At 62.8% G+C, this 15,608-nt stretch carries 14 protein-coding genes; 2 read left to right on the forward strand and 12 right to left on the reverse strand.

Annotated features, from left to right (window positions below; genetic code table 11):
• Nucleotides 1–23 precede the first annotated feature (23 nt).
• The 10 genes from FEF26_RS01525 to FEF26_RS01570 all read right to left on the reverse strand — a co-directional run bounded on the left by FEF26_RS01525 (nt 24) and on the right by FEF26_RS01570 (nt 10,991).
• Nucleotides 24–401 carry a cation:proton antiporter gene (locus FEF26_RS01525; protein ID WP_243730348.1) on the reverse strand — a complete coding sequence of 126 codons (378 nt, stop codon included), beginning with the start codon at nt 399–401 and terminating at the stop codon, nt 24–26.
• Complete coding sequence (locus tag FEF26_RS01530) at nt 401–664, reverse strand: MrpF/PhaF family protein (RefSeq protein WP_243730349.1); 264 nt, start codon at nt 662–664, stop codon at nt 401–403. The genes FEF26_RS01525 and FEF26_RS01530 overlap by 1 nt, the downstream gene beginning before the upstream one ends.
• A complete protein-coding gene (locus tag FEF26_RS01535; RefSeq protein ID WP_138251775.1) occupies nt 664–1,095 on the reverse strand; it encodes a Na+/H+ antiporter subunit E in 432 nt (143 codons plus the stop codon). Before FEF26_RS01535 ends, FEF26_RS01530 begins: the two co-directional genes overlap by 1 nt.
• Entirely contained in the window at nt 1,092–2,702 is a 1,611-nt protein-coding gene (locus tag FEF26_RS01540) for a monovalent cation/H+ antiporter subunit D family protein (protein WP_138251776.1), read from the reverse strand. The genes FEF26_RS01535 and FEF26_RS01540 overlap by 4 nt, the downstream gene beginning before the upstream one ends.
• Nucleotides 2,699–3,229, reverse strand: a complete 531-nt coding sequence (locus FEF26_RS01545; RefSeq protein WP_138251777.1) for a sodium:proton antiporter — start codon at nt 3,227–3,229, stop codon at nt 2,699–2,701. The genes FEF26_RS01540 and FEF26_RS01545 overlap by 4 nt, the downstream gene beginning before the upstream one ends.
• The gene (locus FEF26_RS01550; protein WP_138251778.1) at nt 3,226–6,234 is read right to left on the reverse strand and encodes a DUF4040 family protein; all 3,009 of its coding nucleotides are present in this window, start codon (nt 6,232–6,234) and stop codon (nt 3,226–3,228) included. The genes FEF26_RS01545 and FEF26_RS01550 overlap by 4 nt, the downstream gene beginning before the upstream one ends.
• A gap of 267 nt (nt 6,235–6,501) precedes the next feature.
• Entirely contained in the window at nt 6,502–8,361 is a 1,860-nt protein-coding gene (locus tag FEF26_RS01555; RefSeq protein WP_138251779.1) for a DUF2207 domain-containing protein, read from the reverse strand.
• Between the two features lie 214 nt (nt 8,362–8,575).
• A complete protein-coding gene (locus FEF26_RS01560) occupies nt 8,576–9,568 on the reverse strand; it encodes a phosphatidate cytidylyltransferase (protein WP_138251780.1) in 993 nt (330 codons plus the stop codon).
• Nucleotides 9,565–10,293, reverse strand: coding sequence for a lysophospholipid acyltransferase family protein (locus tag FEF26_RS01565; RefSeq protein WP_208012818.1), 729 nt, complete (start codon nt 10,291–10,293; stop codon nt 9,565–9,567). The genes FEF26_RS01560 and FEF26_RS01565 overlap by 4 nt, the downstream gene beginning before the upstream one ends.
• 2 nt (nt 10,294–10,295) lie before the next feature.
• Entirely contained in the window at nt 10,296–10,991 is a 696-nt protein-coding gene (locus tag FEF26_RS01570; RefSeq protein ID WP_138251782.1) for a CDP-alcohol phosphatidyltransferase family protein, read from the reverse strand.
• Between the two features lie 117 nt (nt 10,992–11,108).
• Here FEF26_RS01570 and FEF26_RS01575 point away from each other — a divergent pair, with 117 nt between their 5' ends.
• Entirely contained in the window at nt 11,109–11,702 is a 594-nt protein-coding gene (locus tag FEF26_RS01575) for a hypothetical protein (protein WP_138251783.1), read from the forward strand.
• 197 nt (nt 11,703–11,899) lie between these two features.
• Entirely contained in the window at nt 11,900–13,987 is a 2,088-nt protein-coding gene (locus FEF26_RS01580; protein ID WP_138251784.1) for a S9 family peptidase, read from the forward strand.
• A 31-nt stretch (nt 13,988–14,018) separates the two neighbouring features.
• Here FEF26_RS01580 and FEF26_RS01585 read toward each other — a convergent pair whose 3' ends face one another.
• Together FEF26_RS01585 and FEF26_RS01590 are read right to left on the reverse strand one after the other, a co-directional pair.
• Nucleotides 14,019–14,318 carry an acylphosphatase gene (locus tag FEF26_RS01585; protein WP_138251785.1) on the reverse strand — a complete coding sequence of 100 codons (300 nt, stop codon included), beginning with the start codon at nt 14,316–14,318 and terminating at the stop codon, nt 14,019–14,021.
• Between the two features lie 41 nt (nt 14,319–14,359).
• The gene (locus FEF26_RS01590) at nt 14,360–15,547 is read right to left on the reverse strand and encodes an amidohydrolase (protein ID WP_138251786.1); all 1,188 of its coding nucleotides are present in this window, start codon (nt 15,545–15,547) and stop codon (nt 14,360–14,362) included.
• Nucleotides 15,548–15,608: the final 61 nt, after the last annotated feature.

Consider the following 15,608-nt stretch of genomic DNA (forward strand, 5'->3'; position numbering starts at 1 on the left):
AGCCCGTATGCAGGGCCGTGACGTTACGTTGAGGATTCACCCTCAGGGTCCGTGGCCCGGTCCCGGCGAGTCTTCAACAAGTCATCGGTGTGGGTGATCTCCGCAGGCAGAGAGTTGTTGAGGTACCCGGAACGGGCGATGGCCATGGAGCCCACCGCGGAGGTCAGCAGTTGGGCTATTACCGCCACAGCTGCCTTCACCAGATTCAGCCCGCTGAAGTCCATCAGCAGCGCGCCTATCACGATGGACGCCACCCCCAGGCCCGCAGAGGTTCCGACTGCCGATGCACGGAGGTAGAGGTCTGGCAGCCTGAAGAGGCCGATGCCGGCCACGATGATGGTCAAGATGCCCAGGAAGATGAACACCAGGCCGGCCCCGTGCATGATGTCGTGGAGTTCCATCAGCGCCGTCCTCCTGATCCAAGTCGGGCCATTGAGATCGCAGCCATGAACCCGAGAAGGGTGGCGATAAGAATGATGTCGAACAGGGCCTCGATATTGGCTCGGAGTCCGATGAGCGCGATGAACCCGATAATCGCGAAGAAAATGAGGTCCGCAGCCACCGCCCGGTCTGTGATCTTTGGGCCGAGGTAGGCGCGTACGCCAGCCAGGAGCATCCCGAGTCCCAGCAGGATCAGCGCTATTTCCAATGTGATCTCAGACATCAGCGCACCTCACCTTCTGGCGGCTCATCGACAGGGACGACGTCGGGGACCCGGATGGGACGTGACAAGTCACCTGGGGAGCGCCGGAGGGCGCGAAGCATCCTGTCTTCCATCTCCTGGATTTCCTCCACGAGGGACTCCCTGGATTCAACGAACATGCCGTGCACATAGAGGATCTTGTGTTCACGTGAAATCGACAGGGTCAGTGTCCCTGGGGTCAGGGTGATGAAGCAGGAGATAAGAGTCCATTCGGTGTCAGACTCACTGGCCGCCGGGACCGCGATGATGGCCGGGGACATCTTCATCCGCCTCTTGGGCCGGAGGACATCCAAGGTGACGTAGACATTGGCCAGCACGAATGCCTTGATGTACCAGAGCAGGAAGCTCACCATGCGCCAGGGCCAAGAGGCCAAGGAGGTAGTGGTACTCATGCGTCCATCACCGCCTCAACGTAACCTTCAGGGTTCAACAGGTTCTCGGCGGCAGTCTCCGACAGCAGCATCAGCAGCTCGGCTCCGAAACCGAAGAAGACGGTGATCGCAGCAAGGATGGCACCCGGGATGATGAGCTTCACGGGAACTTTGACAGCCCGCTGACCGGAGAGAACCGCAGACATCGCAGCTGTTGGTGGGCCAATGGTCAGAGTGGGGTTCTCCGCCTGTGCCTGCACACGGAGGTAACGCTTGCCGTGCATCTTCTCCTGATACTCCAGCGCGTTGTCCTCCAGGTCAGCCGGAGGCTTGCCCATAAACACGCCTACCCAGATCTTGAGCATCGACAACAGGGTGAAGACACTGACGATCACCGCTACTGCTGCCACCCAGTAATGAGCCTGTTCGAGGGTCGCCTGGATGATGGTGAACTTTGCCACGAACCCGGAGAACGGCGGCAGACCCGCCAGTGAGAGCGCAGCGATCATGAAGGTGATGGCGATCAGCGGCTCACGTTTGAGCATGCCACCGAGCTTGTCGATCTCCCCAGTGCCGTAGGTCTCTTCAATGGCACCAGTGGACATGAACAGGCTGGCTTTCACAATCATGTGGTGCAGCAGGTAGAAGATGCCTGCCGTCAGGCCTAGGCCGGTGAACAGGCCAACGCCGATGAGAATGTAGCCGATCTGACTGATCATGTGGAAGACCAGAATGGACCGCGTGGTCTTCTCTCCTATTGCCCCCAGCACACCGATCAGCATTGTCAGGCTGGTCACCACCAACGCGATCCACAGGAAGCGCTCATCACCGTCAAACAACACCGAGTAGATGCGGTAGATCGCGTAGATCGAGACTTTCGTGTGGATCCCAGAAAACAGAGCTGTGACCGCAGGTGAGGTCATCGGATAGGTGCGGGTCAACCAGCCATGCACAGGCACCACGGCGGCCTTGATGCCGATGGCCGTGAGGACGACGGCACCGCCGACTGCCACTGCCGGATCCTCCGCAGCTGCCCCATGCAGCTCAGCGAGGTTGACGGTGCCAGCTGTGCCGTAGACGATCCCGATACCGAACAGCAGCAGTGTTGAGGCAAGGAGGTTTACTGAGACGTAGATGCGTGCTCCGTGGGCGCCAAGTTTGGCTCCCATCATCGCCAGCAGACCGTAGCTCGGGAGGAGCATGACCTCGATGAACACGAAGAGGTTGAAGATGTCACCAGTCATCAGAGCCCCTGCCACACCGGCCATGAGGATCAGGACGAACGGGTGGTAGAACCGGGACCGCGCCTCGTGAGTCGCCATGGCGAACATGACGCTGGTGATGCCCAAAATGGTGATGATCATCAGCACCAGGGAGTTCAGGGCGTCGACCACAAACGGGATGGCCACCTGAGGTGTGAAGTCCCAGAACCCTACTTTGTGAGCCAGCACTGTTCCGTCATGCGTGGCGATCACCAGCAGGAGGGAGAAGACGAACATGGCAGACAGCGTGCCTAGGCTGATGATGTGCCGGGCACGTTTGCTCTTGCGCAGTGCCGCGCCCAAAGCGCCCATCAGCAGCGGGATGCCGACCAGCAGAGGCAGCAGTGGTGGGAGGATCTCAGTCACTGTGGGTCCTCCTTTCCCTGGTGGTGGCCCGTTCCTTCATCGGCATTGGGAGCCTCCGCAGAGTCGTCGTCCTGGGCTTCGAAATCGTGCACAGGACTCATGGGGGAAGCGTCCGCACCTCCGGTACCGGCGGCCACGGCGCCGCTGGAGCTAGTGTCCACCGAGGAGCTGACGGCGTCGTCAGTGTCTGCCGAAGTCAGCACTTTGGCCGGTGATTCCTCATCGTTCTCCGTATCGTCATCATGGGTGGTGGTGATCGCCAGGGTAATCATGAACATAGTGATGGAGAAAGCGATCACGATGGCCGTCAGCACGAAAGCCTGAGGCAGCGGGTCTCCGCCTTCTCCGTAGTCGGAGGTGCCGATGTAGGGCACCCCGCGGTAGGCGGTGTTACCGGCTGCAAAGAGCAGCAGGTTGGCGGCGTGGCTTGCCATGACGAATCCGAGCACAATGCGAACCATGCCCCGCTGCATGAACAGGTACACAGCTGCCGCGGTGAGCAGGCCTACTGCTATAGCAATACTCATCGGGCCTCATCTCCCCTGCTGGTGCCCTTGTGGCAGGCTCGGGGCTCCGGATGCCAGCCCTCACCCTCTGCTTCCAGAGGCACATCTCCGGGGTCGTCACCGGCGTGCATCTCGATGCGTTCGATTTGGCTGGTCTTCTGGCCCTGGGACTTCATATGGGCTTTGAGCAGTTCGGCCGGGTAGCGCTGGGCTTGCCCGAGACGATCCAACGCCACCAGCACCGCACCGATGACCGCCAGGTAGATACCGACGTCGAAGATCAGTGCCGTGGTGAGCGTGAAGCCTGCTTCAGTTCCCCACGGAAGCGGCAGACCTTCGAAGATGACGATGGGCCTCAGGTAGGAGCCCTCTGCCCCGTCCAGGAAACCGAAGAGCCCGATCACGGCACCGACGGCGATTCCTCCAACAATGATCAGCGCGTAGTCGAAGCGCAGTTTGACCGCAGAGTCCGAGGGCGCCACCAGGTACCGCAGGGCGAAGAACCCGCCGAGCACCAGTGCGGAAATGAAACCACCGCCGGAGTCGTAGTGGCCGCGCAGCAGCAGAACCAGAGACAGCAGCACAATGAAGGGCGCCATCCAGTTGAACACGCTACGCATCGCCTGAGTGTTGTCTGCCGCGTGGTCCAACGGAGTGCCGATCCACAGTTTGGACTCAGCAGGATGCGAATCCGAGGTGGAGAATGCAGAGTTCAGCACCGCCAAGATCGCGAAACCGGCCACTCCCAACACTGTCAGCTCACCGAAGGTGTCGAGGGCACGGAAGTCGACCAGGATGGAGTTGACAGTGTTCAGCGCCCCGACCGTCTCATAGGTCTCTTCCAGGTACCACTGGGCGGCAGGTGACTGACCGCGCCGGCCAGTCAGGGCGTAGGCCGCCACGAAGGCCGCCACGCCGAAAACAATAGCGACGACGGCAGATACCGCCGTGCGGGACCGTGAAACCTGGTGGAACTTGCGTGGGAGTTTCCGCAGCACCAACACCAGCACCACCACGGTCAGGATCTCCACCAGCAGCTGGGTCATGCCCACATCCACAGCGCCGAGGGCGAAGTACCAGGCGCCGACCACAAATCCTGCGCCACCTGCCAGGACGACTGCCGCAGTCCGCGACTGGGTGATAACCGTTCCCAGGAGGAAGAACGCCAAGAGTCCGATGAGCACCCAGTCGGTCATGCGGGTATGCCCGGGGGTGAACTCGCCGACGTCACCGACGTTGAGCACACCCGCGATGAAGATGCCGACCAGGAAGATGCCGGGGGCTGCAAGGTGCACGCCGTGGATATCGGTCCGCGTGATATCACCGACCCGGCGGCCGAAGGCGATGCTGCCGGTACGCATCTTCTCCACCACTCCGACGCCCGTCCAGGGAAAGATCTGCCGGGGAATAAAGCTGTCGAGCCGGGTTCGGCTGAGCACAGCAACGAGACCCACACCCATGATAATCACTGAGAGCATCAGGTCAGTGCTGAGACCGCCGTAGAGGTAGAAGTATGGCTCGTAGCTGGAAGTGGTCGACGCCTGCGTGGAGGCGGTCAACAACCCGTCGAAGAGGAAGGGCACGAAACCTAAGATTGCCCCTGCAACAGCTGGCAGCAGTGCAGGAGCGTAGAAGGCTAGTGGGGCTTCATGGGCGGTTTCGGCCGCTATAGGCTCTTTGGCGTCGTCGTGCTTGCCCGTGCCGGAGTAGCTGGTGAAGACGCCGAGGACGATCCGGCCGCAGTAGGCGAACGTGCCCACCGCTGCGAGCACAGCCAACAGCGTGATGGTCCAGGTCAGCCCCGGGCCGAACAGTGCAGGGTCCTCGCCCGCAGAAAGGAAGCCCTTAAGCAGGTTCTCCTTGGACACAAACCCGAACAGCGGCGGGATGCCCGCCATGGACAGGCAGCCCAACACGGTGATGATGAAACTCACCGGCATGGCCTTGCGCAGCCCGTTGAGCTCACGGATATCCCGGGAGTGCGCCTCATGTTCGATGATGCCGACCATCATGAACAAGCTGGACTTGAACAGGGCGTGGGCGATGACGTGGATAGTGGCCGCAGCGATCGCGGTGGGGGTTCCGATGCCAATAATGGCCACCAGGAAACCCAACTGGGAGACCGTGGAATAGGCCATGATCTCTTTGATGTCATGGCGCTGCAGCGCAAACAGCGCACCAATGAGCGCGGTGATCAGACCGCACACGATCAGCAGCGTCTGCCAGACCAGGACTCCCTCAAAGACCGGGGAGAACCGCAGCAGGAGGTAGATCCCGGCCTTCACCATCGCCGCAGCGTGCAGGTAGGCACTCACCGGGGCGGGGGCGACCATGGCATCGGGCAACCACAGATGGAACGGGAACTGCGCAGACTTGGTGAAGGCAGCGAAGGCGATAAGGACCGCCACCACACCGGTGAAGACGGCGTCGTCCCCCCACACCTGATGCTGCAGGGCCTCCGACAGGCTCGTGGTGCCGGTGCGCACAATAATCCACAGCACCGCAGTCAACAGGCCGAGGCCGCCGGCCATAGTGATCAGTAGAGTGCGCTGCGCCGGGGCTGGCGCCTTGTCTCCAGACCGATTAATGAGGAAGAACGAGCAGAGAGTGGTGAACTCCCAGAACACGAACAACAGGATCATGTCATCGGCGAGCACCATGCCCGACATGGCGAAGACGAACAGCAGCATCCAGATGTAGTAGTCGCCGGTCTTCTTCTTCACCGAGAAGTAGCGAGCGCTGTAGGCCATCACCAGCGCGCCGATGAAGAGCACCAGCAGCAGAAACACCATGCCGAGCCCGTCAAGCCGGAGGCTTATGCCCACATCCACTGTGGGAATCCACGGCAAGTACTCGTCGACAGTCTCCCCCGCGATGAGATCGGGAAGCCACATGAGGCTGAAACTGCCCATCACCAGCAGCGCAACGGCAGCGAACCAGCCGGTGTCGCGGCCCAGAAACTTATGCACCGCGGCTGCTGCAGGGACCAGCAGGAGTGTGAGGAACAGCAGGACCAGCAGTGTCACCGAGTACCCCCCGCCAGCGCCGGGGCAGACGGAAGAGCTACGCGGCACACTGCGGGCAGAGGCCTTGGCGACATGTCAGCCTCCTGTGTGCTCGTTTTCGGTCAATCGGGTGCGATGAAGCGTCACATGCGCTCAGAGCATCCTACATTTGCTCCAATGAACGCAGTGTTGCGACTGCTTCCGCCGACCAGACTTCCCGGCACACCGCCCCTTACCCTAGCGAGTTCATGGGTGGGCGAGCAACGAGCCACCGGTTGGACAGCGCGATTAACGCCCTGCTACACCCCCACCTCCGCCGAAGGAACCGGCTGAGAATCCCCCGGGCGACATGCTCCCCGATGCCGAACCGGAACCCTGATGAGAGGCCCCTACGGTACCGGGCATAGTGGCGACCAAAACCACCCAACTGCCGGTGGGCAGCCCGGGTAGCGGCTCAGTCTCAGCGCGGGCATCCATCAGTTGCGTCCATTTCTCGTGATCGCCGAATGCCATGGCGTAAGGCAGTTGTTCGGTGATTTCTTCAGGCGATAAGTCAGTTTCTTCAGAAGCGCCCACTGTGACCGACTGTGACAGCTGGAGTCCGCGGAGTTGCTCATAGTGGACCCGTCCTTCCGCAGTACGGCGATTGGACGCCCGGATGGTGCCCGCCCAGCCCAGCCCCACTGCAGCAGCTGCGACTGCGACAACGAGGAGAAGGAAGTTCAAGGATGTGGGCATTCCGAATCCGAAGCTCAACAGGGGGGTCGCTAAGACCAGGAACAGCACCGCGCCGCCAATCCAGGCCCAGAGGCTTCCCACACCGCCAACGTTCCGGGCGAGGAGGCCCCGTGCATTGAACTGGTCCACCGCCTTTTTCTGCGCGGCATGCGCGGCCTCAGTGAAGCCTTCGTCCAGCTCCGATACTCGCACCGGTTCCTGCTCGGGGAAGAGCGCCTCAAGCACCTCTCGCTCCCATGTGATGAGTGCCGAGGTGTCTTTGTTGGTGGGTGTGAGCAGCCAGTCTGTTCCGGCGTCGTCGTCCTCTCCATCAGTCTTCTGGGTGGTTTCTTCCATGGTGAGGTAGCCGCGCGCAGCCAGATCAGTGACCGTCAGGCCCGTGAAGTCTGCCTGCGGGACGTGGGGCGTCTTGTGCCAGAGCAGTGCTGCCTCAAAGGGACGGAGACCATCCGGGACGGCGTTACGGGGCACGGCGGGCGGCTCGTGACGCAGCGGTGCGGTCGGCTCGAGCGTTCCCCCGGTGGGCACAGAGCCCTGCGGCAGGTTGGGGAAGTGCTCATCGGCACCGCGGCGCCGCCGGACCGTGACCACTGCAGCGGCCAACGCCAGGATTGCAGCAGCGACGGCCCACCAGTAAGTGAGCACTGAGTCCCAGAGCCGGTCCGTGGCGGGGGCGACCCTTTCTGCGAACTGCTCGGCCGCTGTGGGCTCGGCGTAGATCGGCTCGACACCTGCGAACGTGTCCGCCGCGACCTGCAGGTCCACCGCCTGCCAACCCCCTGGCGGCAGATTTTCGGCAGTCGCGGTGACGGTGTCACCCTCTGTGGTGATCTCGCAGGAGACACCGTCGTCCAGATCTGGGTCCTCCCCCTGCCAACAGGCTCCCTCCTGCACATCAACCGGGAAATTCACCTCCGTGGTGACGCGGTCCATGGGGACATCGGCGTGAGGACCGGCAGTGACCCACTCCAGGCCGTTGGGGTCGACCGCTCCGTGCACGGTATAGCTGAGCTGGTAGGTCTGCACCCCGGTGCTCGTCTGATCCGAACCATCCGGTGCTCCCAGCGTGAGCTCCAGCTCCCTTCGGCTCTCATTCGTCTCAACAACCTCAGCTGGTGCTCCACTGGGGCTGCTGAGTGAGAACTCCTGGTAGTCGAACTGCCGGCGGCCGTCGTCGGTGGGCTGTTCGGTGCTCAGGGAACGGTAGAAGCCCAATCCGTCACGCTCACCAAAGTCCCAGTCGTAGGTCTCCTCCACATGGAGCACGCCATCTTCATCGACTTCGATCTCAATAGTGAGGTCGCGGACGACGTCGTCCTCGGGGTCACCGGAAGCGAGGGCGGGTGCGGCCGTGAGCCACACGATGCCGGAGACTACTGCGGAGGCTGCTGCGAGACGGAGAGTGAACATAATTTCACCCTAGAGAGTGACAGCCTGCGGACGCATCCGCCTCGGAGAGTATCTTGGCACGCGAATTCAGGGGGATGTTGGGATGTCAGGCGCCTATAGGATGCTGAATTCCCAACGGGCGCCTGATAATGCGTGGGGACACGAGCGGGTCGGGGTCGTGAGCGGAGCTTACCCGGCGCGCAGCCGGGGCTGGTGCGGGGACGGGTGCACCCCGCTAGGCGTAGAAGAACCGCACGGCGTGAAAGAAGACCGGCGCCGCGAAGCACAGCGAGTCCAGCCGGTCCATGATGCCGCCATGGCCGGGGATGGTGGAACCGAAGTCTTTGATGCCGCGGTCGCGCTTGATCGCGGACATCACCAGCCCGCCGGCAAAGCCCATCACACAGGAGATTAACGCCAGCAGAGCCGCCATCAGCGGGGTGAACGGCGTGATCCACCACAGAGCTGCACCCAGCGCAGTCGCCGAGAGCACACCCCCAATGAACCCCTCCCAGGTCTTATTGGGACTCACACTGGGCGCAATCGGGTGCTTGCCCAAGGTCTTACCCCACACGTACTGCAACACATCGGAGCCCTGGACCACGATCAGCAGGAATAGCAGCAGATGCGCCCCGGTGGCCCCGCCATCCCCTGGTGAGGAACCCTCAGCGGCTTCGCGGCCAAGCTCCATAGCCACCGGCAGCTGGAGCAGCGCCGGGGCATGGCTGATCGCGTAGACACACACCATCAACGCCCACTGGATGGTCGCGGCTCGCTGCAGGAAACCCTTGGTCTGGCCGGCGAGCGCGTTCCGTGCCGGCAGGAAAAGGAAGGCGTACACCGGGATGAACACACTGAACATCCCGTACCAGTGCTCCCACAGGAACCAGTAGTGCACCGCAGGGATGATGAACACCAGCCACACCAGGACCTTGTGGTCACCCCGTCCGGTGGGGGAAATGGTGATGAACTCCCGCAGCGCCAGGAGCGACAGCAGCAGAAACAGCAGAATGGTGACCGTCTCACCGGCAGCCAGTACCGCCCCAATGAGTGCGACCATCAGCCACCAGGCGTTGATGCGCTGTTTCAGGTTGCCGATGGTGCTGGTCGGGCCTATCCGGCGGCCCAACAACCAGGCAATCGCACTGGCCAGAACAAGGACGACGACGACGCCGCCGAGCAGTTTCAGTGCCGAGGAATCCAGCAGGCCTAGGCCCCAGTCACTCATGGGCGGTCCCCACCCGGTGGGCTGCCGAGGGCGGGGGCTGCGTCGTCGTCATCCCCATGGTCGATGGTGTCCTGGTGTTCGGCGAGGCAGTCCACCAGGACCCGGCGTGCGCGGGCCAGAAAACTGGGCTGTTCCTCGTCCGGGGCCACGTGGAGTGGATCGCAGAAAACAACGGTCGAAAGATGCGGCACCGGAACCACCTCACCCTTGGGCAGGATGCGTCCAAGGTTGGCCAGGGTCACGGGCACCACCGGCACTTCAGGATGGCGGTTCGCCAATTTGTAGAGTCCGCCGTGGAACTGAGCGATCGATTCCCCGTCGCCGCGAGTGCCCTCCGGGAAGATGATCAGCGAATCCCCCGCAGCGAGCACCTCCGCCATACCTGCGATCTGGCCTTTCGGGCTCACTCCAGAATCTGATGCTCGCTGACGAGTGCGGCTCGAGCCGTGCCGGTCCACCAAATAGGCGTTGAAGATCTGCTCGGCGAAGGCTTTGCGCAGCCCCGTTCCCCAGTAGTCCTTGGCCGCCACGGGCCGGGCCCGCTTTTGCAGGTCAGCGGGCAGGGCGGCCCAGATGGTGAGGAAGTCCAGATGGCTGCTGTGATTCGCATAGTAGATGGCCTGCTCGGGCAGCTGTGGTGTGGGATCTCCGTGTGCGGTGACCACACGAGCACCGGCGAATGCGCTAATGAGCTTGGCGAGGCTGCGGCGGGACAGACCGGCCACGTTCATGAGGGCACGTCCCGAGCTCGCGCGCGCAGCACGGCACTGACCCGGCGCAGTCGCCGCATACAAGTAAACAGCGAGCCCAGCGCGATGAGCGTCAGTGTGCAGAGCAGGACCCATCCGGGGGTCCACGGCAGCCAGGGTTCAGCGATGGCGCCCAGGATGCCAACCATGAGCACCCACATGCGGTGGGGTTTGGCCAGGGGCCCGTCGAAGAAGTTCCCGGTGCCCAGGGCCGCGCCGAGACTTCGGATATACGCCGTGAGGACCGCGAGGGTGGCAGCAAGGAACCCCAGTACGACTCCGAGGTCGACCCGGCCGGCTGTCACCAGTCCTGCGGTCGCCAGGCCGGCGGCACCTAGAAAGAGCACATCAGAGATTCGGTCGGGCAGTTCGTTGTAGATATCGCCCACCGGTGAGCTCATCCCCTTCTCGACCGCCAGCATGCCGTCAAGCATGTTCAGCAGCAGACGCAGAGGGATGCAGAGCGCCGCGACTGCGAGCAGGACTGCCCGTCCGGGCTCATCTTCGGTGTGAGCTGACCAGATAAGCGCGGCTGCGCCGATAGCGGCAAAGAGCACTGAGCCGACAGAGATTTGGTTCGGGGTGAGTTTCGCGGCCGCGAGAAGGTCAGCAGCCTTGGCCGCCCACCGACTGCTGCGCTGCGGGATCGCCCGCCGGTCCGTTCCCTGGCTCATGTGCTGTGTCCATTCCCTCGGGGTACCCCATACGCTAGTACGTCTTGGTCAGAACCGTCAGTATCTGGCCCGCCTTTCCTCTCGATGCTCCGAAGGCTGCGCGCTAGAGTCTTGGGTATGGGAATTCGGCGCGCACAAGGCTCCAACGGCGCATTTCGGGACCACGGTGTTGCCGCCGCCTGGGGATTCGCGGAAGCTACGTTCTTCTTTGTTGTTCCCGATGTGTGGACCTCCTGGGTGGGGCTGCGCCGACCCAAACGAGCTTTGGGCACTACCGTCTCCGCACTCGGTGGGGCACTGGCAGGTGGTGCGGTGACGTCCTGGTGGGGGCGTAAGATCCCGGCGCAGGCCTCGCACTCAGCTCTGGTGAAAGTTCCAGCGATCACCGACTCCATGGTGCACCAGGTGGAGCAGGAAGTGGCCGAATCCGGCCATGCCTCGCTTATGCGGGGCCCGACCCGTGGTGTTCCCTATAAGCTCTACGCCCGCGCCTCCGGGCTGCAGCGGAAGTCGCTGCTGAACTTCCTGGCCTGGAGTGTGCCCGGCCGGCTGATTCGGTTTGTTGCGGTGACACTGGCGGCCTCCGGGCTCGCCGCCCTGACCCGCCGTATGTTCCCCAATGTCTCTGACAAACGCGTCTCCGCTGTGTTCTGGACGTGTTGGGGTGGGTTCTACGCCTGGTTCATCCCCACAATGTCACGCCGACGCTGACCACCTCTCCCAGCGATCCCCCGTGAATTCCAGGGCGTTGTTGGGTTCTCAGGCCGCTATAAGAAGCTGATTTCTCAACAACGACCTGAAGTTTGCCCGGGGCGAGGGAGCAGCCCCTTGAAAAACCCTTCCCGCCAACACAGAAACATAGTTGCAATACGCAACAAGTTCGTGTTCTGCGTGGCAGACTGGCACACATGGCTGAATCCCTCTTCTCTGACCTGGACCGCTACGTCGCCCACCCACGGACCGCAGGACTGTCACTGAGCCCGGACGGCACCCGGCTGATCACCACAGTGCAGACGCTGAACAAAAAGAGCAACGGCTACGTCACCTCACTCTGGGAAGTTGATCCCGCCGGTGAACGCCCTGCCCGCCGCCTGACCCGCAGCGCCAAGGGGGAAACTGGTCCTACTTTCGCCGCCAACGGCGACCTCTACTTCACCTCGGCACGGCCCGATGAGGACGGGGAGGATGAACGCAGCGCACTGTGGTGCCTGCCCGCTGCCGGCGGCGAGGCACGTGTCATCAACCGGCGGTCCGGCGGCGTGTCATCGGTTGTGACCGCAGCTGATGCTGATGTGGTAGCGGTCACGGCACCCCTGCTTCCTGGTGCCGCCGATGAGGATTCCCAGCAGAGCCTGCACAAGACCCGTCAGGACAGCTCAGTGAAAGCCATCCTGCACTCCGGCTACCCCATACGGTACTGGGACCACGACCTCGGCCCCGCACGGCCCCATGGGTTCATCCTCGACGCGCAGACCCCGGATCACGAGGACGCCCCCGTAACTTCTGAGCCGGTACGCCCAAAGCTACGCCAGATCACCGAAGGCCTCGGCAGTCTCTTCGAGGGCACCATGCACCTCAGCCCAGACGGCTCGCAGGCTCTCATCGGCGTCACGGTGCCTGAGGCGAAGACCGATCGCCACTCGGCCATTGCGCTGGTGGACACCTCCACCGGAGAACGACGCATGCTCGTCGATGAGCCGGAGATGACCTTCTCCCCTGGCCCTATCAGTCCCGACGGCACGAAGGCTGCGGTGGTCGGCTCACCGAAGCCCACCCCCAGCAGCGCGATTGCGCCCCAGCTTTATGTGGTGGACCTCGGCAGCGGAGCGGCCACTCCCCTGGCGGAGGGTCTTGACCTGTGGCTGAATCCGGCCTCTTCCCGCCCGTGGATCGATGACCAGCGGCTACTCGCCGTCGCAGACTACAACGGCCGCGGGGCCATGTTTATCGTGGACGTCACCTCTGGCGAGACCACTGAGGTGCCGGTCGAAGATGCCGTCTACTCGCAAGCGTTCCCAACCCCGGACGGCACCACGGCCTTCGCGGTGCGCAGCAGCTACGCGTTCCCTGATGAGGTGGTGCGTATTGACCTCAGAAGCGGCTCTGTCACCCGGTTGCAGAATCCCACAGAGCGTCCGGAACTGCCCGGCACCTTGGAGGATGTTCAGACCGAGACCGGTGACGGCGTCGTCGTGCGCGGGTGGTTGTGCCTACCGGAGCAGGCCTCACCGGCGGATCCGGCGCCGCTGCTGCTGTGGATCCACGGCGGGCCGGTGAGCTCATGGAATGCGTGGACCTGGCGGTGGAACCCGTGGCTTGCAGTGGAGAAGGGCTACGCGGTGCTGCTGCCGGACCCGGCGCTGTCCACCGGCTATGGCCAGGAGTTTGTCCAGCGGGGATGGAACTCTTGGGGCGAAGAGCCCTACACCGACCTGCTGAGCATCACTGACGCGGTGGAGGCCCGCGAGGACATCGACGCGTCCCGGACCGCAGCGATGGGCGGCTCGTTCGGCGGGTACATGGCGAATTGGGTCGCCGGGCACACCGACCGGTTCAAGGCCATTGTCACCCATGCCAGCCTGTGGGCGCTGGACCAGTTCGGCCCCACGACCGATATGTCACCTTTCTGGCGGCGGCAGATTGACCAGACCATGATGGACCGGCATTCACCGCATGACTTCATCAGCGAGATTGTGACCCCCATGCTGGTCATCCACGGGGATAAGGACTACCGGGTGCCCATCGGGGAAGGGCTGCGGCTGTGGTTCGAACTGCTGGCCGACTCCGGTCTGCCCGCCGATGAGAACGGCGAGACGCTGCACCGTTTCCTCTACTTCCCGGATGAGAATCACTGGATCCTGTCTCCGCAGCACACCAAGGTCTGGTACCAGGTGATCTTCGCCTTCCTCGCCGAACATGTGCTCGGAGTGCAGGAAGAGCTTCCCCAGGAACTCGGCCTGAGCGCGCCGAAGAGCACAGAGAACGACGACGCTTGAACGAGCCCTGATCACCTGAACTGGGCTGGTGTCACCGCCTGACCTCGAAGCCGATGGACGGCAGAGTCTGCAGTTGTTCTTCGGTGGCCTCACGGGTGTCCACTGAGCTGACTTCAGCCCGCTTGGGCCCCTTAGCGCACCAGCTGATGAAGGAGTCGACAGCGGGACCGTCACCACCGATCAGCAGTTCCACGGCACCGTCGGAGGCATTGCGGACCCACCCAATGAGCTCCAGATCATCAGCCTGACGTTTGGCTGAGTTCCGGTAGTTTACGCCCTGGACGGTGCCTGTGACATGAACCGAGGTGCCTACGCTGAAGTGAGGTTCCATGACCCCAGTCAAGCAAAGCTAGGCGCTGCTGTGAAGGGCAGTTACCAGCGGGAGCGTACAGAACCGGTCCTGCTGGAGGTGTCATAGGCGTAGACCTCTTTGCCCTCGATCCAGGTGCGCAGCGCGCGGTTGCGGGTATCCAGCGGGTCTCCCTCCCACAGAGTGAGGTCCGCATCCTTGCCTGGTTCGATCGAGCCGATTCGGTCCGCGACACCGAGGACTTCGGCCGGGTTGATAGTGACGGCTTTGAGGGCCTCATCCGGGTCCATGCCCTCTTTCACCGCCAGGGCCGCCTGGTTGATGAGGAAGTCGATGGGGACCACGGGGTGATCGGTGATGATCGAGACCTTGACTCCGGCCCGGGAAAGGACGCCAGGCGCGCGCGGGCTGCGCTCCCGGACTTCCACCTTGGACCGCGACACCATCATCGGGCCGTAGAGGACGGGAATCCCACGAGCGGCGATCCGGTCAGCAATCAGATGAGCCTCGGTTCCGTGGTCGAGCACCAGGTCGTAGCCGAACTCGTCAGCGATACGCAGGGCGGTCACAATGTCATCAGCACGGTGGCAGTGCTGCCGCCACGGGATCTCACGCGCTAGCACCATGGCCAGAGCTTCGGAGACCAGATCTGCGGGGCGGTCCTCAGGGTCTTTGGCTGCCCAATGCTGGGCCTCAGTGAAAGCTTTGCGGGCAGCGAAGGCCGTCCCCAAACGGGTGCTGGGCGTCTTCTTCTGGTCGCCATAGACTCTCTTGGGGTTCTCACCGAGGGCAGCCTTCAACCCAGAAGGAGAACGCAGGACCATATCGTCGATGACCGCACCATGGGTCTTGATCGCCACCGTCAAGCCACCGATGACGTTGGCTGAGCCCGGATTGACGTTGACCGTGGTGATGCCGTGGGCGAGCGCGTCGTCGAACCCGATCTCCACAGGGTTGATGGCGTCGATGGCCCGAACTGCTGCAGTGACCGGGTCGGTGGCCTCATTGAAGTCCGCCCCGGCCCAGCCCTCGCCCTGCTCGTGAACTCCTAAGTGGACATGGGCATCGATGAGCCCCGGAACTATCCACCCACCGGCGGCGTCTATCACCTCATGCTCCGCAGGGGTTTCAACCTCGGGACCAATTTCAGTGATCTTCCCGTCGGTGACCACCACTGCACCGTCAAAGGGGGCATCCGTCACCGGGACCACATGGGCATTCGTCACAATATAGTTTCCTGAAGCAACCATGCGTCCACTCTAACGGAGCCGCCTTGCTACGTCTTCTGCGGATCAGTAACACCTTCGCCAT

It is taken from the genome of Nesterenkonia salmonea, from assembly GCF_005771525.1.
GTDB classification, from domain to species: Bacteria; Actinomycetota; Actinomycetes; order Actinomycetales; family Micrococcaceae; genus Nesterenkonia; species Nesterenkonia salmonea.

What these genes read in the sequence shown, in the direction of transcription:
- FEF26_RS01555 (WP_138251779.1), bottom strand. Translation starts at nt 8,361, where the DNA reads ATGTTCACTCTCCGTCTCGCAGCAGCCTCCGCAGTAGTCTCCGGCATC.
- FEF26_RS01575 (WP_138251783.1), top strand. Translation starts at nt 11,109, where the DNA reads ATGGGAATTCGGCGCGCACAAGGCTCCAACGGCGCATTTCGGGACCAC.
- FEF26_RS01535 (WP_138251775.1), bottom strand. Translation starts at nt 1,095, where the DNA reads ATGAGTACCACTACCTCCTTGGCCTCTTGGCCCTGGCGCATGGTGAGC.
- FEF26_RS01585 (WP_138251785.1), bottom strand. Translation starts at nt 14,318, where the DNA reads ATGGAACCTCACTTCAGCGTAGGCACCTCGGTTCATGTCACAGGCACC.
- FEF26_RS01525 (WP_243730348.1), bottom strand. Translation starts at nt 401, where the DNA reads ATGGAACTCCACGACATCATGCACGGGGCCGGCCTGGTGTTCATCTTC.
- FEF26_RS01580 (WP_138251784.1), top strand. Translation starts at nt 11,900, where the DNA reads ATGGCTGAATCCCTCTTCTCTGACCTGGACCGCTACGTCGCCCACCCA.
- FEF26_RS01560 (WP_138251780.1), bottom strand. Translation starts at nt 9,568, where the DNA reads ATGAGTGACTGGGGCCTAGGCCTGCTGGATTCCTCGGCACTGAAACTG.
- FEF26_RS01590 (WP_138251786.1), bottom strand. Translation starts at nt 15,547, where the DNA reads ATGGTTGCTTCAGGAAACTATATTGTGACGAATGCCCATGTGGTCCCG.
- FEF26_RS01530 (WP_243730349.1), bottom strand. Translation starts at nt 664, where the DNA reads ATGTCTGAGATCACATTGGAAATAGCGCTGATCCTGCTGGGACTCGGG.
- FEF26_RS01570 (WP_138251782.1), bottom strand. Translation starts at nt 10,991, where the DNA reads ATGAGCCAGGGAACGGACCGGCGGGCGATCCCGCAGCGCAGCAGTCGG.
- FEF26_RS01545 (WP_138251777.1), bottom strand. Translation starts at nt 3,229, where the DNA reads ATGAGTATTGCTATAGCAGTAGGCCTGCTCACCGCGGCAGCTGTGTAC.